The sequence below is a fragment of the Akkermansia muciniphila genome, assembly GCF_018709685.1.
Taxonomy (GTDB): Bacteria; Verrucomicrobiota; Verrucomicrobiia; order Verrucomicrobiales; family Akkermansiaceae; genus Akkermansia; species Akkermansia muciniphila_E.
In genome coordinates this window covers 1-14,648 of record NZ_JABDHQ010000022.1, presented here as the reverse complement: position 1 = coordinate 14,648, position 14,648 = coordinate 1, and the positions used below count along the sequence as shown (strand labels likewise).

Annotated in this window: 13 protein-coding genes; 10 read left to right on the top strand and 3 right to left on the bottom strand. The window is 57.3% G+C overall.

What is annotated here, in order from left to right; genetic code table 11:
• Nucleotides 1-10 precede the first annotated feature (10 nt).
• The 5 genes from HHJ06_RS11100 to HHJ06_RS11080 all read left to right on the top strand — a co-directional run bounded on the left by HHJ06_RS11100 (nucleotide 11) and on the right by HHJ06_RS11080 (nucleotide 3,800).
• Nucleotides 11-469 carry a hypothetical protein gene (locus HHJ06_RS11100; protein ID WP_215429785.1) on the top strand — a complete coding sequence of 153 codons (459 nt, stop codon included), beginning with the start codon at nucleotides 11-13 and terminating at the stop codon, nucleotides 467-469.
• Between the two features lie 266 nt (nucleotides 470-735).
• Nucleotides 736-1,425: a hypothetical protein gene (locus tag HHJ06_RS11095; protein WP_215429783.1), complete on the top strand. Its 690-nt coding sequence runs from the start codon at nucleotides 736-738 to the stop codon at nucleotides 1,423-1,425.
• 618 nt (nucleotides 1,426-2,043) lie between these two features.
• Complete coding sequence (locus HHJ06_RS11090; RefSeq protein WP_215429781.1) at nucleotides 2,044-2,364, top strand: hypothetical protein; 321 nt, start codon at nucleotides 2,044-2,046, stop codon at nucleotides 2,362-2,364.
• A 92-nt stretch (nucleotides 2,365-2,456) separates the two neighbouring features.
• A complete protein-coding gene (locus tag HHJ06_RS11085) occupies nucleotides 2,457-3,029 on the top strand; it encodes a SufE family protein (protein WP_215429779.1) in 573 nt (190 codons plus the stop codon).
• Nucleotides 3,030-3,800, top strand: coding sequence for a hypothetical protein (locus HHJ06_RS11080; protein WP_215429777.1), 771 nt, complete (start codon nucleotides 3,030-3,032; stop codon nucleotides 3,798-3,800).
• A gap of 105 nt (nucleotides 3,801-3,905) precedes the next feature.
• Here the strand turns inward: HHJ06_RS11080 and aspS are convergent, their stop codons facing one another.
• Complete coding sequence (gene aspS / locus HHJ06_RS11075) at nucleotides 3,906-5,699, bottom strand: aspartate--tRNA ligase (RefSeq protein ID WP_215429775.1); 1,794 nt, start codon at nucleotides 5,697-5,699, stop codon at nucleotides 3,906-3,908.
• 33 nt (nucleotides 5,700-5,732) lie between these two features.
• Nucleotides 5,733-7,007 (bottom strand): histidine--tRNA ligase, encoded by a 1,275-nt coding sequence (gene hisS, locus HHJ06_RS11070; RefSeq protein WP_215429773.1) that lies wholly within the window; start codon nucleotides 7,005-7,007, stop codon nucleotides 5,733-5,735.
• A 523-nt stretch (nucleotides 7,008-7,530) separates the two neighbouring features.
• Here hisS and hypB point away from each other — a divergent pair.
• The 5 genes from hypB to hypE are packed head-to-tail and all read left to right on the top strand — an operon-like array spanning nucleotide 7,531 to nucleotide 12,912.
• Nucleotides 7,531-8,214: a hydrogenase nickel incorporation protein HypB gene (gene hypB, locus HHJ06_RS11065; RefSeq protein WP_251841509.1), complete on the top strand. Its 684-nt coding sequence runs from the start codon at nucleotides 7,531-7,533 to the stop codon at nucleotides 8,212-8,214.
• The gene (hypF, locus tag HHJ06_RS11060) at nucleotides 8,195-10,522 is read left to right on the top strand and encodes a carbamoyltransferase HypF (protein WP_215429769.1); all 2,328 of its coding nucleotides are present in this window, start codon (nucleotides 8,195-8,197) and stop codon (nucleotides 10,520-10,522) included. The genes hypB and hypF overlap by 20 nt, the downstream gene beginning before the upstream one ends.
• A gap of 3 nt (nucleotides 10,523-10,525) precedes the next feature.
• Nucleotides 10,526-10,768, top strand: a complete 243-nt coding sequence (locus tag HHJ06_RS11055) for a HypC/HybG/HupF family hydrogenase formation chaperone (RefSeq protein ID WP_215429767.1) — start codon at nucleotides 10,526-10,528, stop codon at nucleotides 10,766-10,768.
• A 38-nt stretch (nucleotides 10,769-10,806) separates the two neighbouring features.
• Nucleotides 10,807-11,874, top strand: coding sequence for a hydrogenase formation protein HypD (gene hypD, locus HHJ06_RS11050; RefSeq protein ID WP_215429765.1), 1,068 nt, complete (start codon nucleotides 10,807-10,809; stop codon nucleotides 11,872-11,874).
• 3 nt (nucleotides 11,875-11,877) lie between these two features.
• Nucleotides 11,878-12,912: a hydrogenase expression/formation protein HypE gene (gene hypE, locus HHJ06_RS11045; protein ID WP_215429763.1), complete on the top strand. Its 1,035-nt coding sequence runs from the start codon at nucleotides 11,878-11,880 to the stop codon at nucleotides 12,910-12,912.
• A 177-nt stretch (nucleotides 12,913-13,089) separates the two neighbouring features.
• On the opposite strand, the gene HHJ06_RS11040 is transcribed toward hypE, so the two are convergent.
• Entirely contained in the window at nucleotides 13,090-14,205 is a 1,116-nt protein-coding gene (locus HHJ06_RS11040; RefSeq protein ID WP_215429761.1) for a tetratricopeptide repeat protein, read from the bottom strand.
• Nucleotides 14,206-14,648: the final 443 nt, after the last annotated feature.

Below are 14,648 nucleotides of genomic sequence, written 5' to 3'. Positions count from 1 at the left end.
ATTATGTACTATGAACAATATATGGTTATATAAAATAAGTTTCTTTTGCCTATGTGGAGGATTGATCTCTTGTTCCTCCGAAATAAAAGAAAACTCTACACTAGGCCAGAAGTACAGCAAATTGGAGCAATTATATCGTTCTTCTTCAGTCAATGAGGATAGCAATCGCCTTGCGCATGATGTAAAATCTTCCATGTATATAAATATGGGAATAAAAGAATGGAGCCCTCAAGATCATCCGAATGTAGCGGAATACAGTGCACAGTTGGCGAGAAAGTATGGAGTAAATGTTTTGTACATGCAACACGGTACTCGTTTACCGGCCAATTCATCCTGGTTGGATGTTGTGGGTGATCAATCTATTCCCAAGACAGAAAAAGCGAATGAATTGTATGAGAGAATGAGGAACAAGTGCCAAAATTTGTCTCCTTTTACGGCTAATTATTTTTTAACAGATTCGTTTCAATAATTTTTCTTCCTGATTGACAGGTTGATATTTATAGATTCGCAGCAGGTATTAACTTGCTGCGAATCTTATATTATTATGAAAGAAGAATCTTCGGATGTGATATTAATTTTGTAGGGCGGTATTTGTTGCCCATATGAGAGACTACTTGTGGTGATCCGGCAGGGGGATAAGGAGAAAAAAGAGTTGGGTTCAGAGATGATTGGAAATTTGAAGGCATTTCCTTTTTACTGGAAATGTTGGTAACATGGTATAAGATGTTGTTAACCATGAAGTTTTTCTTCCGATTAAGAGTGTTGCTAGCACCGTTTGCCGGAATAACGCTATGTTCTTGTTCCCAGTGGCTGCAGCAAACGGAAGGATATTTTCTGCTCAATCCGGAGACATGGTGTTGTGAAGATTACACGGCTGAACAAAATTTCTCCCATGTTTTTTCCTATTATGCCTGCCGCAATCTAAATGGGGAGAAGCCGTATTGCGATTATGTGAAGCGTCCATTGAAATTGCAAAGTGATATGCATGTGCGCTATTACCCGGTGATTTATAATCCGGATATGCGTGAATTGTATGGGGATGATTTTAAGCAATACTTGAGGTTTCAGGGATTGTGGGACCAGAAAGATGAACAGAGTTGGAGAAAAGGAGCCCGTCTTCCGGTCGTGCCGAAGGGATCAACGGTTGTGGTGCATGGCGTCAAAGGCATCTATCAATATGCCGTGGATAAAAGGACCGGTACTCTTAAACACCCTTCGAGTGATGTTGTGGCATTGGTGGAGTTTTTTGACCCACGGACCCACCGAACGGTATATGGAGAATATGCATGGACATCCGTGGAAGGCATCCGGAAGGAAGATACTTTTATATTGCACCGGTATTTGAAGCGCGCTCCCTGGGAACCCTCCAGCGTTCCAGGATTAAGAGCCATTCAGGGGGCAGGCTATCCGGTTCCGGAAAAGTAAAGAAGCTTTTCCTGCCTGTTGTGTGAAAGGAGCTGGGGTCATTTCTGTCTGTTAGACAGGAGTGGCCTTTTGGCGTGCCCGTAAATAGTGTGAAAGTTGCTTGACGATTCGTCCCCGGTTGGCTATGTGGGATTTTTACAGGAGCTTGCCGTAACGATATGTGCAAGGATGTTCTGTTTTCCTGCTACCGGAAGGGATAAAAATTGGACGGGATATTCCTTCATGCAGCCCCCAAAACGTCCAAAACGTTGAATATCTTGATTTTTCTTCACGACATAGTTTTCTGATATTGTTGCATTTACTTATGTTATGTTGTTTTCTAACATTTTTCTTCTAGGCCCGTTTGATTTTATATATATAGTTTTTGGATATTGTATGAATATTTGCATGTCCATCTATAGATCAATCGAATTGAGGAAGAATACATCGGGAAGTTATAAGGTCAGGCTAACCATTGACCGGGGCAGCAAGTTTTGTGGGGCCAGAAAGTCGCTCGGCCTAGGTACCCACCAGGAGGATTGTGCGTTGAGGCGCGCCTCCCTGATGCGGTATTTGTTGTTTCACATGGGATGGTTTCCCGGAGGAAAGATTACTGTGAAGGGGCCTGCCGATTGCGGCATGAAGGAGATTTTCTGGGACAGTATGGAGTATCCGGTGAATTCGAGGATGTTCAGGCTTACCGGAAAGGGTTGCCGCATGGTCACGGATGAGACGATGTTCATCTGGTTCCAGACGAATGGAGATGAGAAAGTCCGGTGCCTCCGTTTGCTTATTTCCGGCTGGAGGCTGAATGACCGGGAGGGCGACCTGAGGGTATTGATTCAGGGATTGCAGCATTGCGCCTCGGAACAGCGCCAGCATCCCTGCCGCATTTTGAATATTGAAATCGGGTCCGGTTCCGTCGTGGCGTCCCGGGACGAGTGCGTGCTGAAAGGGTAGGTGCCCGGGCCGTCGCAGATATCGTTTGGAGTGGTTTTCAAGTAGTTTCAGGAACGGCCCGAGTTGTTTTAACAGATAACGGATAGAAATGTATGGATTGTTTTGAAGGAAGGCGGAATGCCCTGCTGAAGGAGTTAAATGCTCTGCCGGGAGAAGGCGCCCTGTATGGTTTTTTGATGCGCCAGGGAGAGCAATTGCCCCCTTTTGCGGAAGAATGGAAGACGGAAGCCTGTCTTCTGCGGGGATGCCAGTACCGGGTATGGCTGCGCCTGTCCCTGAAAGATGGCCTGCTGAGGATTGATGCAGATAGTGATTCCCGCATCAGCCGGGGATTGATGGCTTTGTGGGTGAGGCTGTTTTCAGGCCTGACGCCGGGTGAGGCGCTGGCGGCGGATACGGATTTTTTCCGTCAAGGCGTCTTTGGAAAATGGCTGATTCCTTCCCGGGCGAATGCCCTGGGCAATATGGCTTCCAGAATCAAGCTGGGCGCATTGAGGCTGAGGCAGGAAGCGCGCAGCGGGAACGGGGTGTCCGTTTCTCCTTTTTCCCAGCCGGGGCCCCTTCCGGAGTTTCCGGAACAAGGCCCGCTGCAGCGGATGGAGGCAGTAGGTGATTCCTGCCATGATGGATGCAGGCAGGAAAAGAATTCCAGCAATAGAGTTTAGATGAAGAAGGAAAAAGCAAATATCCACGTGCATTTGTTCGTGTATTCGGGAGATGCCGCCCTGGTCGGTGAGAATCTGCTGTGCGTCCATCATGCCCTTCCGGAGGCCCGGCTGGCCGTGATTGACGACGGGGCGCATCCGTGTCCGGAGGAGGTGAGGGCGCAGGCGGAGAAGCTGGGGGCGGAATGGCGCGTGTCTTCCTGGGAAAGGGGCGGCAATTTGCGGGGGAAGGCCTGCATTGAAGGGATGCTGGATGAAATGCTCCGGAGCGCAGGTGATGATGGGGATACGCTGGTGAAGATAGATGCGGATACGGTGATGATATCCGGCGAAGACCTGCGGCGCTTTGCAAGGCGCAGGGACATGGTGTTCTGGGGCAGCGGTTCCGTGGAACAGCGCGTTTACGGCTGTCTGTATGCCGTGAAGGCGCATGCGGCCGTAAAAATCCGTGAGTATGTCCGCGGGCTGGAGCTGTTGCCGGACGCGCCGGAGGATATTGTAATCGGCACCAGCGCTTTTAATTTGTATCCGGGGGAGGAACGGCACATGATTTATCCCCCTTTTGGCCCGGATGCCCCGGACAGCGGGTGGACGGCCTATTACTGGGGGCGTTATCCAGAGGTAAAAGGGTATCAGCGTTTTACCATGGTGACCACGGGCAATCCTCCTCCGCCTCCGCTGGACAAGGGCCACCGTTTGCCCGTGATGAAGAATTTACGGCAGATTGCGGATATCCGCCGCCGTCTGACGAGCGGCAGGCAAGGTTCATAGGAAGGGCCTGCCATTCATCAGGACAGGCATGGTTCCGGATATCCCTGCATGAAAAAACCCCGGATGGAAGTTCTCCATCCGGGGTTTTTAGTTTAAAGAATCCGGTTATTTTTTAGCGGGCAGTTTTACCTGGATGTGAATGTCGCGCAGCTGGCGTTCTTCCGCCGCGGCGGGGGAGTCGCTCATCAGGTCCGCTCCACGGTTGTTTTTCGGGAACGCGATGACTTCACGGATGGATTCCGCATTGCAGATCATCATGACCAGGCGGTCCAGGCCCAGGGCAAGGCCGCCGTGGGGCGGAGCGCCAAAGCTGAACGCGTCCAGGATATGGCCGAATTGTTCGCGGGCCTGTTCTTCCGTGATGCCCAGGGCCTTGAACATGGCGGACTGCAAGTCGCGTTCATGAATCCGGATGGAGCCGCCGCCCAGTTCCGTGCCGTTAAGCACCACGTCGTACGCCTGGGCGCGCAGGTCTGCGGAGAGTTCTCCCTTGAGCAGTTTTTCCTCGTCTTCCTTGACGGGGCGGGTGAAGGGGTGGTGGATGGCCACCCAGCGCTGTTCTTCCTCATCCCGGCCCAGCAGGGGGAATTCAATGACCCACAGGAAGTCGCGTTCCGTGTTGTCCTTGAGCAGTTCCATGAAGTCGGCGCATTGCAGGCGCACGCGGCCCAGGATGTCGCAGGAGGGTTCCCACGGGCCGGCCGCAAAGAGAACGAGGTCTCCCGTTTCAATGTTCAGGGCTTCCGTGAGCTTCTGCTTTTCTTCATCGGAAAGGAATTTGGAGATGGGGCTTCTCCAGTCCTCTTCCCGCACCTTGATGTAGGCCAGGCCCTTGGCTCCGGCTTCCACGGCGGTTTTCGTGAGGGCGTCAATCTGGCCGACGGAGGCGGAGCCGAAGCCCTTGGCGTTAATGGCCTTGACCACGCCGCCATTTTTTACGGCAGAAGAGAATACCTTGAAGCCGCTGTTTTCAAAGATGGAGGAGACGTCCGTCAGCTTCATGCCGAAGCGGCGTTCCGGCTTGTCGGAACCGTACTGATCCATGGCTTCCCTCCACGTCATGCGGGGGAAGGGGGTGGGGATGTCCACGTCCAGGGCTTCCTTATACACGCGTTTGAGCAGGCCTTCCACCAGGTTGTAGATGTCTTCCGGCGTGATGAAGGAGGCTTCAATGTCCACCTGGGTGAATTCCAGCTGGCGGTCCGCGCGCAGGTCTTCGTCACGGAAGCAGCGGGCGATCTGGAAGTAGCGTTCCATGCCTGCTACCATGAGCAGTTGCTTGTACTGCTGTGGAGCCTGGGGCAGGGCGTAGAATTTGCCCGGTGCCAGGCGGGAAGGGACCAGGAAGTCGCGGGCGCCTTCCGGGGTGGATTTGGAAAGGATGGGCGTTTCAATTTCCAGGAAGCCGTGTTCATCCAGATAGTCGCGCGTGGTTTTGGTCACGCGGTGGCGGATCTGCATGTTGCGGACCATGGCGGGGCGCCGCAGGTCCAGAAAGCGGTATTTGAGCCGCAGGTCTTCATTGGAGAGGGCCCGGTCCAGCTGGAAGGGGAGCACTTCCGCCTTGTTGATGACGTTCAGAGTGTCTGCGGAGACTTCAATTTCCCCGGTGGGCAGGTCCGCATTCGTGGTGTCCACCGTGTCCGTTTTTAGACGGGCCGCTACGGAGCCGGAAATCTGGATCATGTCCTCGGAGCGGAGCTGCTGGGAGGCCCTGGCCACGTCCTGGTTGACTTCCGGGTGAAAGACTACCTGGGTGATGCCCGTACGGTCGCGCAAGTCGATAAATATGACGCCGCCGTGGTCACGGACGGAGTCTACCCAGCCGATGAGGGTGGTCGGCTTGCCAATGTTCGCAGCGCGCAATTCGCTGCAGGTATGAGTGCGGTATGAGTTCATCTTTGTTGAAAATGGAAGGAGGGGAGGGAAATATCAGTCGCGGCCCGTCATGGAGGCCAGAGCGTCAAACAGGTCGTCCATAGCGACGGAGGATGAGGCGCGCGCGCCCAGGTCGCGCAGTTCCAGGGAAGGGAAGTCGTCCCCCACAATCAGGGCCGCGCGCGCGCCGGATTTGGCGGCTTTCTGCAATTGGCCGTTGACCTTGGTGAGGGTAAGGGGAAGGTCCACGCTGTAACCCTGGTCCCGGAGTGCGGAGGCGATGGAGAGCACTTCCGCACGGCGGTTTTCGGAAGCCTGCACCAGGAAAACGTCGCAGCCCGCTGCGGCCAGGGCGGCGTCTTTCAATGCCTTGGCATGCGGGGTCTGGTCAATGAGGTGGGTGATGACGGCGTCTCCCATGGCAAATCCGGTGGCGGCCATGTCTACCGCGTTGTTGGAGAGGGCGCCCACCAGCGTGTCGTAGCGGCCGCCTCCGGCCACGGCGCGCAGGCTGCGCTTCGTATCGAAGATTTCAAAAACCAGCCCGGTGTAATAGGCCAGACCGCGCACCACGGAGAGGTCCAGCTTCACATAGCCGTCCAGTCCGCGGGCTTCCAGGTCTTTCAGCAGGAGGTCGTAGCGTTCGGAGGCTCCGGCGGGCGGGTTCTCAATGAAGGCGACCAGGTCGCCGCGGCTGATGTTGAAGGCGTCCAGCTTGCGCTGGCATTCTTCCGGGCGGTCACGTTCAAATTTGTCCACAATGCCCAGGAAGGCGGGAATGCCCTGTTCCTGAACGCCGTGTTCCGCGGCAAACCTGATCCAGGCTTCGCGGTCGGAGACACGCACGATGAAGTCGTTCTGCGTAAAGCCCAGCTCCCTCATGCAGTCGATGGCCAGGGCAATCAGTTCGGAGTCCGCCCAGACGGAACCTTCCCCCAGAATATCCGCGTTGAACTGGTAGAATTCACGCAGGCGTCCTTTCTGGGGTTTTTCATAACGGAAGCAGGAGCCTATTTCAAACCACTTGAGCGGCTTGGTGTATTCCCGCTGGTAGGCGGCGGCAATGCGGCCCAGGGAGGCGGTAAGTTCCGGGCGGATGGTAATATCCCGGCCACCCTGGTCCGTAAAGCGGAAAAGCTGGGTGGGCAGTTCTCCTCCGCTCTTTTTAAGATAGAGCTCCGTGGCTTCTACAGTAGGGCCTTCCCATTCCAGGAATCCATAGCGGTGCGCCACCCTCTTCCAAGCGTTAAAGAGGTAGTTGCGCACGGCGCAGTCCGCCGGGGCAAAGTCACGGAATCCGGGAAGTGGTTGAAAGCGAGCGTCTGGCATAACCTGAATTAAAGGATGTTAACTGAGGACGAAACAGTTTACAAGATTCTGATGCCTTGGCAAGCCCACATCCTGATGATGAAGGAAGTTCAACGGAAAAGCGCCTGTATGCCCATCCAAGGGAGGACAGGCGTTCTTTTAAGGAAGAACCGGGTAAAATTAATTGGTAACCAGTTATTTTTTGGTGGTGCTTCTTGATGCAGCGGAACGGCTTGTTCTTTTTGCTCCCTTTTTTCCGGGAGCTGGTGCGTCCCCCTTCCTTTTTTGATGCTGCCGATGGGTTGGGAACAGCGGCTGTCCGCAGGAGCTCCGGGCTGGATTTGGCTGGAAGAACGGTTCCGGGCGGTTTTTTCCTGGGAGGTATTATGTGCCGGGAAAAGGAAAGATTCCTCTTGCCGTAGTTCCGGTATGACGTAGGATAAATGAGAAAAATTCCCTTTTTCTGAATCTAATATCAGTATTGATTATGTGTAAAGAATGCGGATGCGGAGGTGAGCACACCCATGAAAGTCACGGCCACGGTATGGACGTCCATGTTCCCGTGCTGGATGCCAATGACCGGCTGGCGGAGCGGAACAGAGGTTTTTTTGCGGCAAAGAACCTGCTGGTCATCAATGTTTTTTCTTCTCCGGGCTCCGGGAAAACCTCCCTGCTGCAAAAGACGGCGGAGATGCTCCGTAACCGTGTGCGCATGGGGGTGATCGTGGGTGATCTGGCTACGGATAATGATGCGGAACGCCTGAGCCGTGCAGATATTCCCGTGGTGCAGATTACCACGGGCACCATGTGTCATCTGGACGCCCGCATGATTGCGGAGGCCATGAAGAAGATGCCCCTGGATGAACTGGACGTGCTGGTGATTGAGAATGTGGGCAATCTGGTATGCCCGGCTTCCTATGACCTGGGGGAAGGCATGCGCGTGGTTTTGCTTTCCGTGACGGAAGGGGAGGACAAGCCGCTGAAGTACCCGCCCATGTTCCATTCCGCGGATATTGCCCTGGTGACCAAGTCAGATCTGGCGGATGCCGTGGATTTTGACCGTGACGCCGCTCTGGCGGCTCTGAACAAGGTAGCCCATCATGCGCACGTTATAGAGTTGTCTTCCAAGACCGGAGAAGGCATGGACGCCTGGTGTGAGGAGATTGTGGAACGCGCGCGCCGTGTCCGGGAAGGCAGGATTCAGAATCATGGCCACCACCACCATTGAACAGGCCGCTGCGGCATTGAAGTTTGAGATAGCCGGCATGGTCCAGGGGGTCGGCTTCCGGCCCCATGTGTACCGTTTGGCATCGCAGCTGGGGCTGAAGGGGTTTGTCCGCAATACGGAGTCCGGCGTGGATATCCATGTGGAGGGGAAGCCCGGCGTTCCGGAACGTTTTCTTGCCGCTCTGATGAAGAGCCTGCCGGAACATGCCCGTGTGTACGGCGTGGAGCGGACCGTGTGCGAGCCTGCCGGGTTTGAAGAGTTCCGCATCGTGGAGAGCGATTCCTCCCCCCGCGGCGTTCCGATGATGCTGCCGGACCTGGCCCCGTGTCCGGAGTGCCTGAAGGAGATGCGCGACCCTTCTTCCCGGAGGTATCATTATCCCTTTACCAATTGCACGCATTGCGGCCCCCGTTATTCCATTATTGAGAAGCTGCCGTATGACCGTGCGGGCACCAGCATGAAGAAGTTCCGGATGTGCCCGGAGTGCCTGAAGGAGTACGGGGACGTGGAGGACAGGCGTTTCCATGCCCAGCCTATTGCGTGCCCGTCCTGCGGTCCCTCCATGAAGGTGCTGTTTTCGGATGGCGCGGAGTTGGGCTTCGGCCACGGGTTTGATACTCCTGCGGAGCAGGTGGCGTGGGTGCTGGCGGACGGGCTGATTGTTGCCCTGCTGGGCGTGGGCGGATTCCAGCTTCTGGCGGACGCTTCTTCGGAAGCCGCCGTCCGCCGTCTCCGGCGGCTGAAGGGGCGTGACGCCAAGCCCTTTGCCGTGATGGTGCCGGATGTGGCCGCGGCGGAAAAGCTGTGCCGCTTGTCGGAGGAGGAAAAACGCCTGCTGGTTTCTCCGGCGGCCCCCATTGTGCTGGCGCCTGGAAGGAAGGATGTGGATTTGGCTCCTTCCGTGTGCATGTTCAGCCGTTTTGTGGGGGTGATGCTTCCGTCTTCCCCCGTGCATGCCCTGCTGATGGATGTGTGGGAGAAGCCGCTAGTGGTGACCAGCGGGAACCTGAGCGGAGAGCCCCTGTGCATTTCCGTGGAGGAGGGTTTGCAGAAGCTGGGTCATGTGGCGGATGTTTTTTTTGTGCACGACCGTCCGGTCGTGCGCCCCGTGGATGATTCCGTGGTCCGCGTGGCGGATGGAAAAGCCATGGTGGTGCGCCGTGCCCGCGGGTACGCTCCCCGGCCTGTATGGCGCACGTCTCCGGAGGCTCCGCATGTGCTCGCGCTGGGTTCCGGGCTGAAGAATACCGTTTGCTGGCTGAAGGACGGCGTGGCCGTTATGAGCCAGCATCTGGGGGATCTGGACAGCGCGGCTTCCTTGAATGCCTTTGAACGGACGGTGGAGACCCTGAGCCATACGCTGGGTGGAGTGCCGCAGGTGATTGCCGTGGATGCCCACCCGGACGGCCCTTCTTTCGCCCTGGGCAGGCGGCTGGCCAGGGAATGGAATGTGGAATTGGTCCCCGTGCAGCACCACCAGGCCCATGTATTGGCCTGCGCCGCAGAGAATGAGACTCCGTTTCCCGCTTTGGGCGCGGCCTGGGACGGAACGGGTTTCGGCACGGACGGAACGGTATGGGGCGGAGAGTTTTTTGTCATGGAGGAGGCGGGAGGACCCCGGAGGGTGGCGCGGCTCAGGCCGTTTCTGCTGCCCGGCGGGGATGAAGCGGTGCGGGAGCCTGCCCGGTGCGCCTGTTCCCTGGCGCGGCAGATGGCCCCCTGGAGGACGGATGGGCTTGACCGTCGTCTGGAGGGAGGAATGACCCGGCAGAAGCGGGAGGCGCTGGAGGCCATGATGGACCGGAATATCCACGCCCCGGCCACTTCTTCCATGGGCCGCCTGTTTGACGCCATGGCCTTCTGGTGCGGCTTTGACGGCGTGGCGGGGTGTGAAGGACATGCCGCCATGTTGCTGGAGTCCTGGGCCGCGGCGGCTGTCACGGAAGAGATTCAGGGAGATCCGTATGAATGGATCATGCATGAGGATGGCGGGCTGCTGGAACTGGACTGGCGCCCGTTGCTGAAAGCCGTGGATGATGACCTGCTGAACGGCGTTTCCCGCGGCTGCATCGCCCGGAAGTTTCATGAAAGCCTGGTGAACCTGGCCTTTGACGTGGCGGAGCATTTCTGCCTGGACCGTCTGGTGCTGGGCGGAGGATGTTTCCAGAATGCCTTTTTGCTTGAAGGCCTGGCGGGAATGGCCCAGTCTAGAAAGTGTCGGTTGTCCCTGCCGCAGCGCGTTCCCTGCAATGACGGGGGAATCTCTCTGGGGCAGGCGGCGGCGGTCGTGCGCCAATGGAAAGGATAAGATATGTGTCTGGCTGTTCCCGGAAAGATTGTGAGCGTTAATGAAACGGACCCCCTGTTCAGGCTGGGCGTGGTGGACTTCGGCGGCGTGACCCGTGAGGTGAACCTGGCGTGTGTGCCGGAGGCCGCCCTGGGAGATTACGTCATCGTGCATGTGGGCATGGCCCTGAGCGTGCTGAATGAGGAGACCGCGCTGCAAACCCGGAGGGAAATGCGGGAGATTGTGGAGAATACCGATCCCGTGTAAGGGAACGCCGTTTGCCGGATTAAACGTTTTAATGGTTTATGCAGGAGGAAGTTCAGCGGTTGCTTGAAGAGCTGCGCCGTGCCGTGACGCGCCCGTGGGCGGTGATGGAGGTGTGCGGCGGCCAGACGCACGCCATCGCGTCCCTGGGGCTGGAGGAGCTTCTTCCTCCGGAATTGCGCCTGATTCACGGTCCCGGCTGCCCGGTTTGCGTTACCGCCGTGGATTTGATTGACCAGGCCGTGGAGCTGAGCCTGAGGCCCGGCGTGGTCTTGTGCAGTTACGGGGATATGATGAGGGTGCCGGGTTCCGGTGGTGACCTGTTTTCCGCCAAGGCGCGGGGAGGGGATGTGCGGCTGATGTATTCTCCGCTGGAGGCCGTAGCCCTGGCCGGGAGCCATCCTGGGCTGGAAGTAGTGTTTTTCGCCGTTGGGTTTGAGACCACGGCTCCGGCTACAGCCCTGGCCATGCAGCAGGCCCGCGCGCTGGGGTATGCCAATTTTTCCGTGCTCTGCGCCCATGTGCAGGTTCCTCCGGCGCTGGAATGGCTCATGGACCAGGATGAGGGGAGGCCGGACGCCTTTCTGGCTCCCGGCCATGTCTGCGCCATTACGGGGGAGGGGGATTATGGCCGTCTGGCCGCCCGTTACCGGGTGCCGATGGCGGTAACGGGGTTTGAAGCGCCGGATTTGCTCCGCGGCATCCTGATGTGCGTCCGCCAGCTGGAGGCCGGGAAGTGTGCCGTGCAGAATGCCTATGCGCGCTATGTAAAACCGGAGGGGAACAAGACGGCGCGGAAAAGGATGGAGGAAGTTTTTGAACCGGAAGACCGCCACTGGCGCGGTCTGGGGCTGATTCCCTCCGGCGGCATGAAGGTGCGCCGGGCATGGGAGGGGATGGACGCCGCCTTGCGTTTCCGGTGCCGGAGAGGCGCCCATGGCGCGGATGAAGCTTCCGGCTGCCTGGCCGGCCAGGTGCTGCGGGGGCTTATCCGTCCGGAGGAATGCCCCTTTTTCGGCGCCTCCTGCACACCGCTGGCTCCGCTGGGCGCGCCCATGGTGTCCGGGGAAGGGGCCTGCGCGGCCTATTACCGTTATAAAAGAAGTTGACCCATGTTTGAATGTCCTGTTCCTGAACCTGTTTCCGACCGTATCCAGATGGCCCACGGCGGCGGCGGGCGGCTGATGAATGACCTGATCCGCTCCGTGTTCCTGGAGGCTTTTGGCTCCCCGGCGGGGGGCGTGCAGAATGACGCCGCCGTGCTGGATTTTCCGCCGGGGCGGCTGGCGATGACGACGGACAGCTTTGTGGTGGAGCCTCTGGAGTTTCCGGGGGGAACGATCGGTTCCCTGGCCGTGCACGGCACGGTGAATGATCTCGCCATGAGCGGGGCGGACCCCCTGTACCTGACGGCAGGCTTTATTCTGGAAGAGGGCCTTCCGTTAGAGGTGCTGGCCCGCGTGGTGCAGGACATGGCCGCGGCGGCGCGCGCGGCCGGCGTCCGCATTGTGACGGGGGATACGAAGGTGGTGGAACGCGGCAGGGGCGACGGCATTTACATTAATACGGCCGGAGTGGGCGTGGTCCGCCATGGGCTGGAGATCAGCCCTTCTTCCGTGCGCCCGGGGGATTCCGTCCTCCTGAGCGGGGACTTGGGCAGACATGGCATGACGATCATGAGCCTGCGGGCGGGATTGTCCTTCGGGGATGGCCTGGCGAGCGATTCCGCCGCGCTGCATGAATCCGTGGCGGCTCTCGTCCGGGCGGGGATTCCCGTGCATTGCCTGCGTGACGTAACCCGTGGCGGCCTGACCGCCACCCTTTCGGAAATTGCGGAGTCCTCCGGCCTGACGGTGCGGCTGAATGAAACGTCCATCCCCGTGCGGGAGGATGTTCGCGCGGCCTGCGGCCTGCTGGGGCTGGATCCCCTCCAGGTGGCCTGTGAAGGCCGTTATCTGGCTATTCTGCCCCGGGAATATGAGGAAGAGGCTTTGCGCCTGATGCGCGGCTGCGCCGTCTCCGCCGGGGCATGCGCCATAGGCCGTGTGGAAGAATTTAGAACGGCCCCTCTCCTGATGACGGGGCGTCTGGGCGTGGAGCGGGTGCTGGGCATGCCTTCCGGGATGCAGCTCCCGCGCATCTGCTAATGCTGCCGGCGCTTCCGCTGCGCGGCTGAATACGTTCCGGCTTTTTGGCAGGGAAGCGGTTTGGGGCCGCTTCCCTGCCGGTCTGGCATTTCATAGGGAATGCCGGAGCGGCTGCATATGCTTCCGGGGAAGCGGCAGCCGGCTTGGTTTGGGGGGAGCTGGTTGTTGGGAGACTGGTCAGGAAGGTTCGGCGGTTCCGCCTTCCGGAAGCGTTTTTAACGCCGCTTTTGCCTGGGAGTGGTCCTGGGAGGCTGCTTTTTCCAGCCATTCTCTAGCGGTAGCCAGATTTTTTTCCACGCCGAAGCCGTGCTGGTAAATGATGCCCAGGTTGTATTGCTCGGAGGCGTAGCCGGCTCTGGCGGCGCGAAGGTTCCTGTCATGCCATTCCTTGGCCTCCGCCTCGCTGAAATCCTGTTTTTTGCAGAATTGCTCCCATGTTTTTCCGATTTTCATGGCAGCGCGGGCAAAACCCATCAGAGCCGCTTTTCTGGTATATTCATCTGCCAGGCTGGGATTCTTTTCCACGCCGGCCGGTCCCAGGCGGTACAGGTGGGCCAGCCCCCAGTAGCCGTTGGGGCTGCCCAGGTCTGCGGCCTTTTGGAAAAGCTGGAGGGCGTCCGGATATTTTTTATGGGACATGGCGAACACCGCGTTGGCAAGGAAGCGTTCCGCCTTCGTGAACTCGTAGAATTCGGGCATGGCGGCCCACTCGGATTTGAGCTTGTCCCTGTCTTTCTTGGACTTGGCAGGCATTCCGGCAGGCGGGGATATCCGGAAAACGGGCATGTAGCCGGTGGCTCCCGTGTTAGCCAGTCCGGCCATCAGGAAGCAGCCGGGCTGGATGCGCCACATGTGCATGTACAGCACGCGGTCCGTGGGCAGGGAATCCTTTTCTATCCAGTCCGGCAGGTTCATGGGCGGCCCGTAAAGGCCCGTCAGGCCGTTCAGCATGCGCTTGTACAGGGATTTCAGGCGCGTATCGTACTCATCTTTCCCTGCTTTGGTGTTGGAATAAAAGGAAACGGCCCTCAGCCCTCCGTCCTTGTTATATTCAAAATGAAGGGAAAAGAAGAGGCCGCCGATGGGCTTTTTCGTCTTGTACGCGCCGTTCAGCCCGGTGCGGCTCAGGTAGGCCTCCGTTCCAGGTCCTTCCAGGGATTTGCAGGATTTCAGGGAGCTTAAAAGCTGGGATTCCTGCAAGCCTGTTTCCAGAGGGCCGTACAGCGGTGACGCAGTACAACAGGCGGATGCATAAAGCATGGCCGCATAGCGGTAGCAATCTATCAATTTCATGGGGTAGGGGGTGGGGTCAGTTGTTTCAATAGCGAATTAGGAATCCGGATGAAATAGCCAACAGCGCCAAAATAAGATGAACAATCATTATATTCAAGAATTTATGCATCGTACTAACAAATATATTCAATCAAGGCTCCAATACGGGAAAATACTGGATGTAATTGGAGAAAAGCACTCGATATGAAAAACTAGTATTGACGCCGGATTCCTAATCCGGGTTGTTTAAATCAGTTTGAGAAACAGTAGATAAGGGAGAGAACGCCATGAAGGAGGGTTCCGTTTGGGATTTCCGAGTAGGAGAAATTTTGGAATTCTTCGTCCTGCTTTATGATATTAACACATGGGAATCATTCTTGTTTTTATTAAAAATCTTCCTGAATATGCCTTCATTTCCGTTTTACGCGTTCCGTATGAGCCCATATTGGCGGATTATAAATCCG

Coding starts and splice junctions, on each gene's coding strand:
- HHJ06_RS11100 (WP_215429785.1), top strand. CDS start 11: ATGAACAATATATGGTTATATAAAATAAGTTTCTTTTGCCTATGTGGA.
- HHJ06_RS11095 (WP_215429783.1), top strand. CDS start 736: ATGAAGTTTTTCTTCCGATTAAGAGTGTTGCTAGCACCGTTTGCCGGA.
- HHJ06_RS11090 (WP_215429781.1), top strand. CDS start 2,044: ATGAAGGAGATTTTCTGGGACAGTATGGAGTATCCGGTGAATTCGAGG.
- HHJ06_RS11085 (WP_215429779.1), top strand. CDS start 2,457: ATGGATTGTTTTGAAGGAAGGCGGAATGCCCTGCTGAAGGAGTTAAAT.
- HHJ06_RS11080 (WP_215429777.1), top strand. CDS start 3,030: ATGAAGAAGGAAAAAGCAAATATCCACGTGCATTTGTTCGTGTATTCG.
- aspS (WP_215429775.1), bottom strand. CDS start 5,699: ATGAACTCATACCGCACTCATACCTGCAGCGAATTGCGCGCTGCGAAC.
- hisS (WP_215429773.1), bottom strand. CDS start 7,007: ATGCCAGACGCTCGCTTTCAACCACTTCCCGGATTCCGTGACTTTGCC.
- hypB (WP_251841509.1), top strand. CDS start 7,531: ATGGACGTCCATGTTCCCGTGCTGGATGCCAATGACCGGCTGGCGGAG.
- hypF (WP_215429769.1), top strand. CDS start 8,195: ATGGCCACCACCACCATTGAACAGGCCGCTGCGGCATTGAAGTTTGAG.
- HHJ06_RS11055 (WP_215429767.1), top strand. CDS start 10,526: ATGTGTCTGGCTGTTCCCGGAAAGATTGTGAGCGTTAATGAAACGGAC.
- hypD (WP_215429765.1), top strand. CDS start 10,807: ATGCAGGAGGAAGTTCAGCGGTTGCTTGAAGAGCTGCGCCGTGCCGTG.
- hypE (WP_215429763.1), top strand. CDS start 11,878: ATGTTTGAATGTCCTGTTCCTGAACCTGTTTCCGACCGTATCCAGATG.
- HHJ06_RS11040 (WP_215429761.1), bottom strand. CDS start 14,205: ATGAAATTGATAGATTGCTACCGCTATGCGGCCATGCTTTATGCATCC.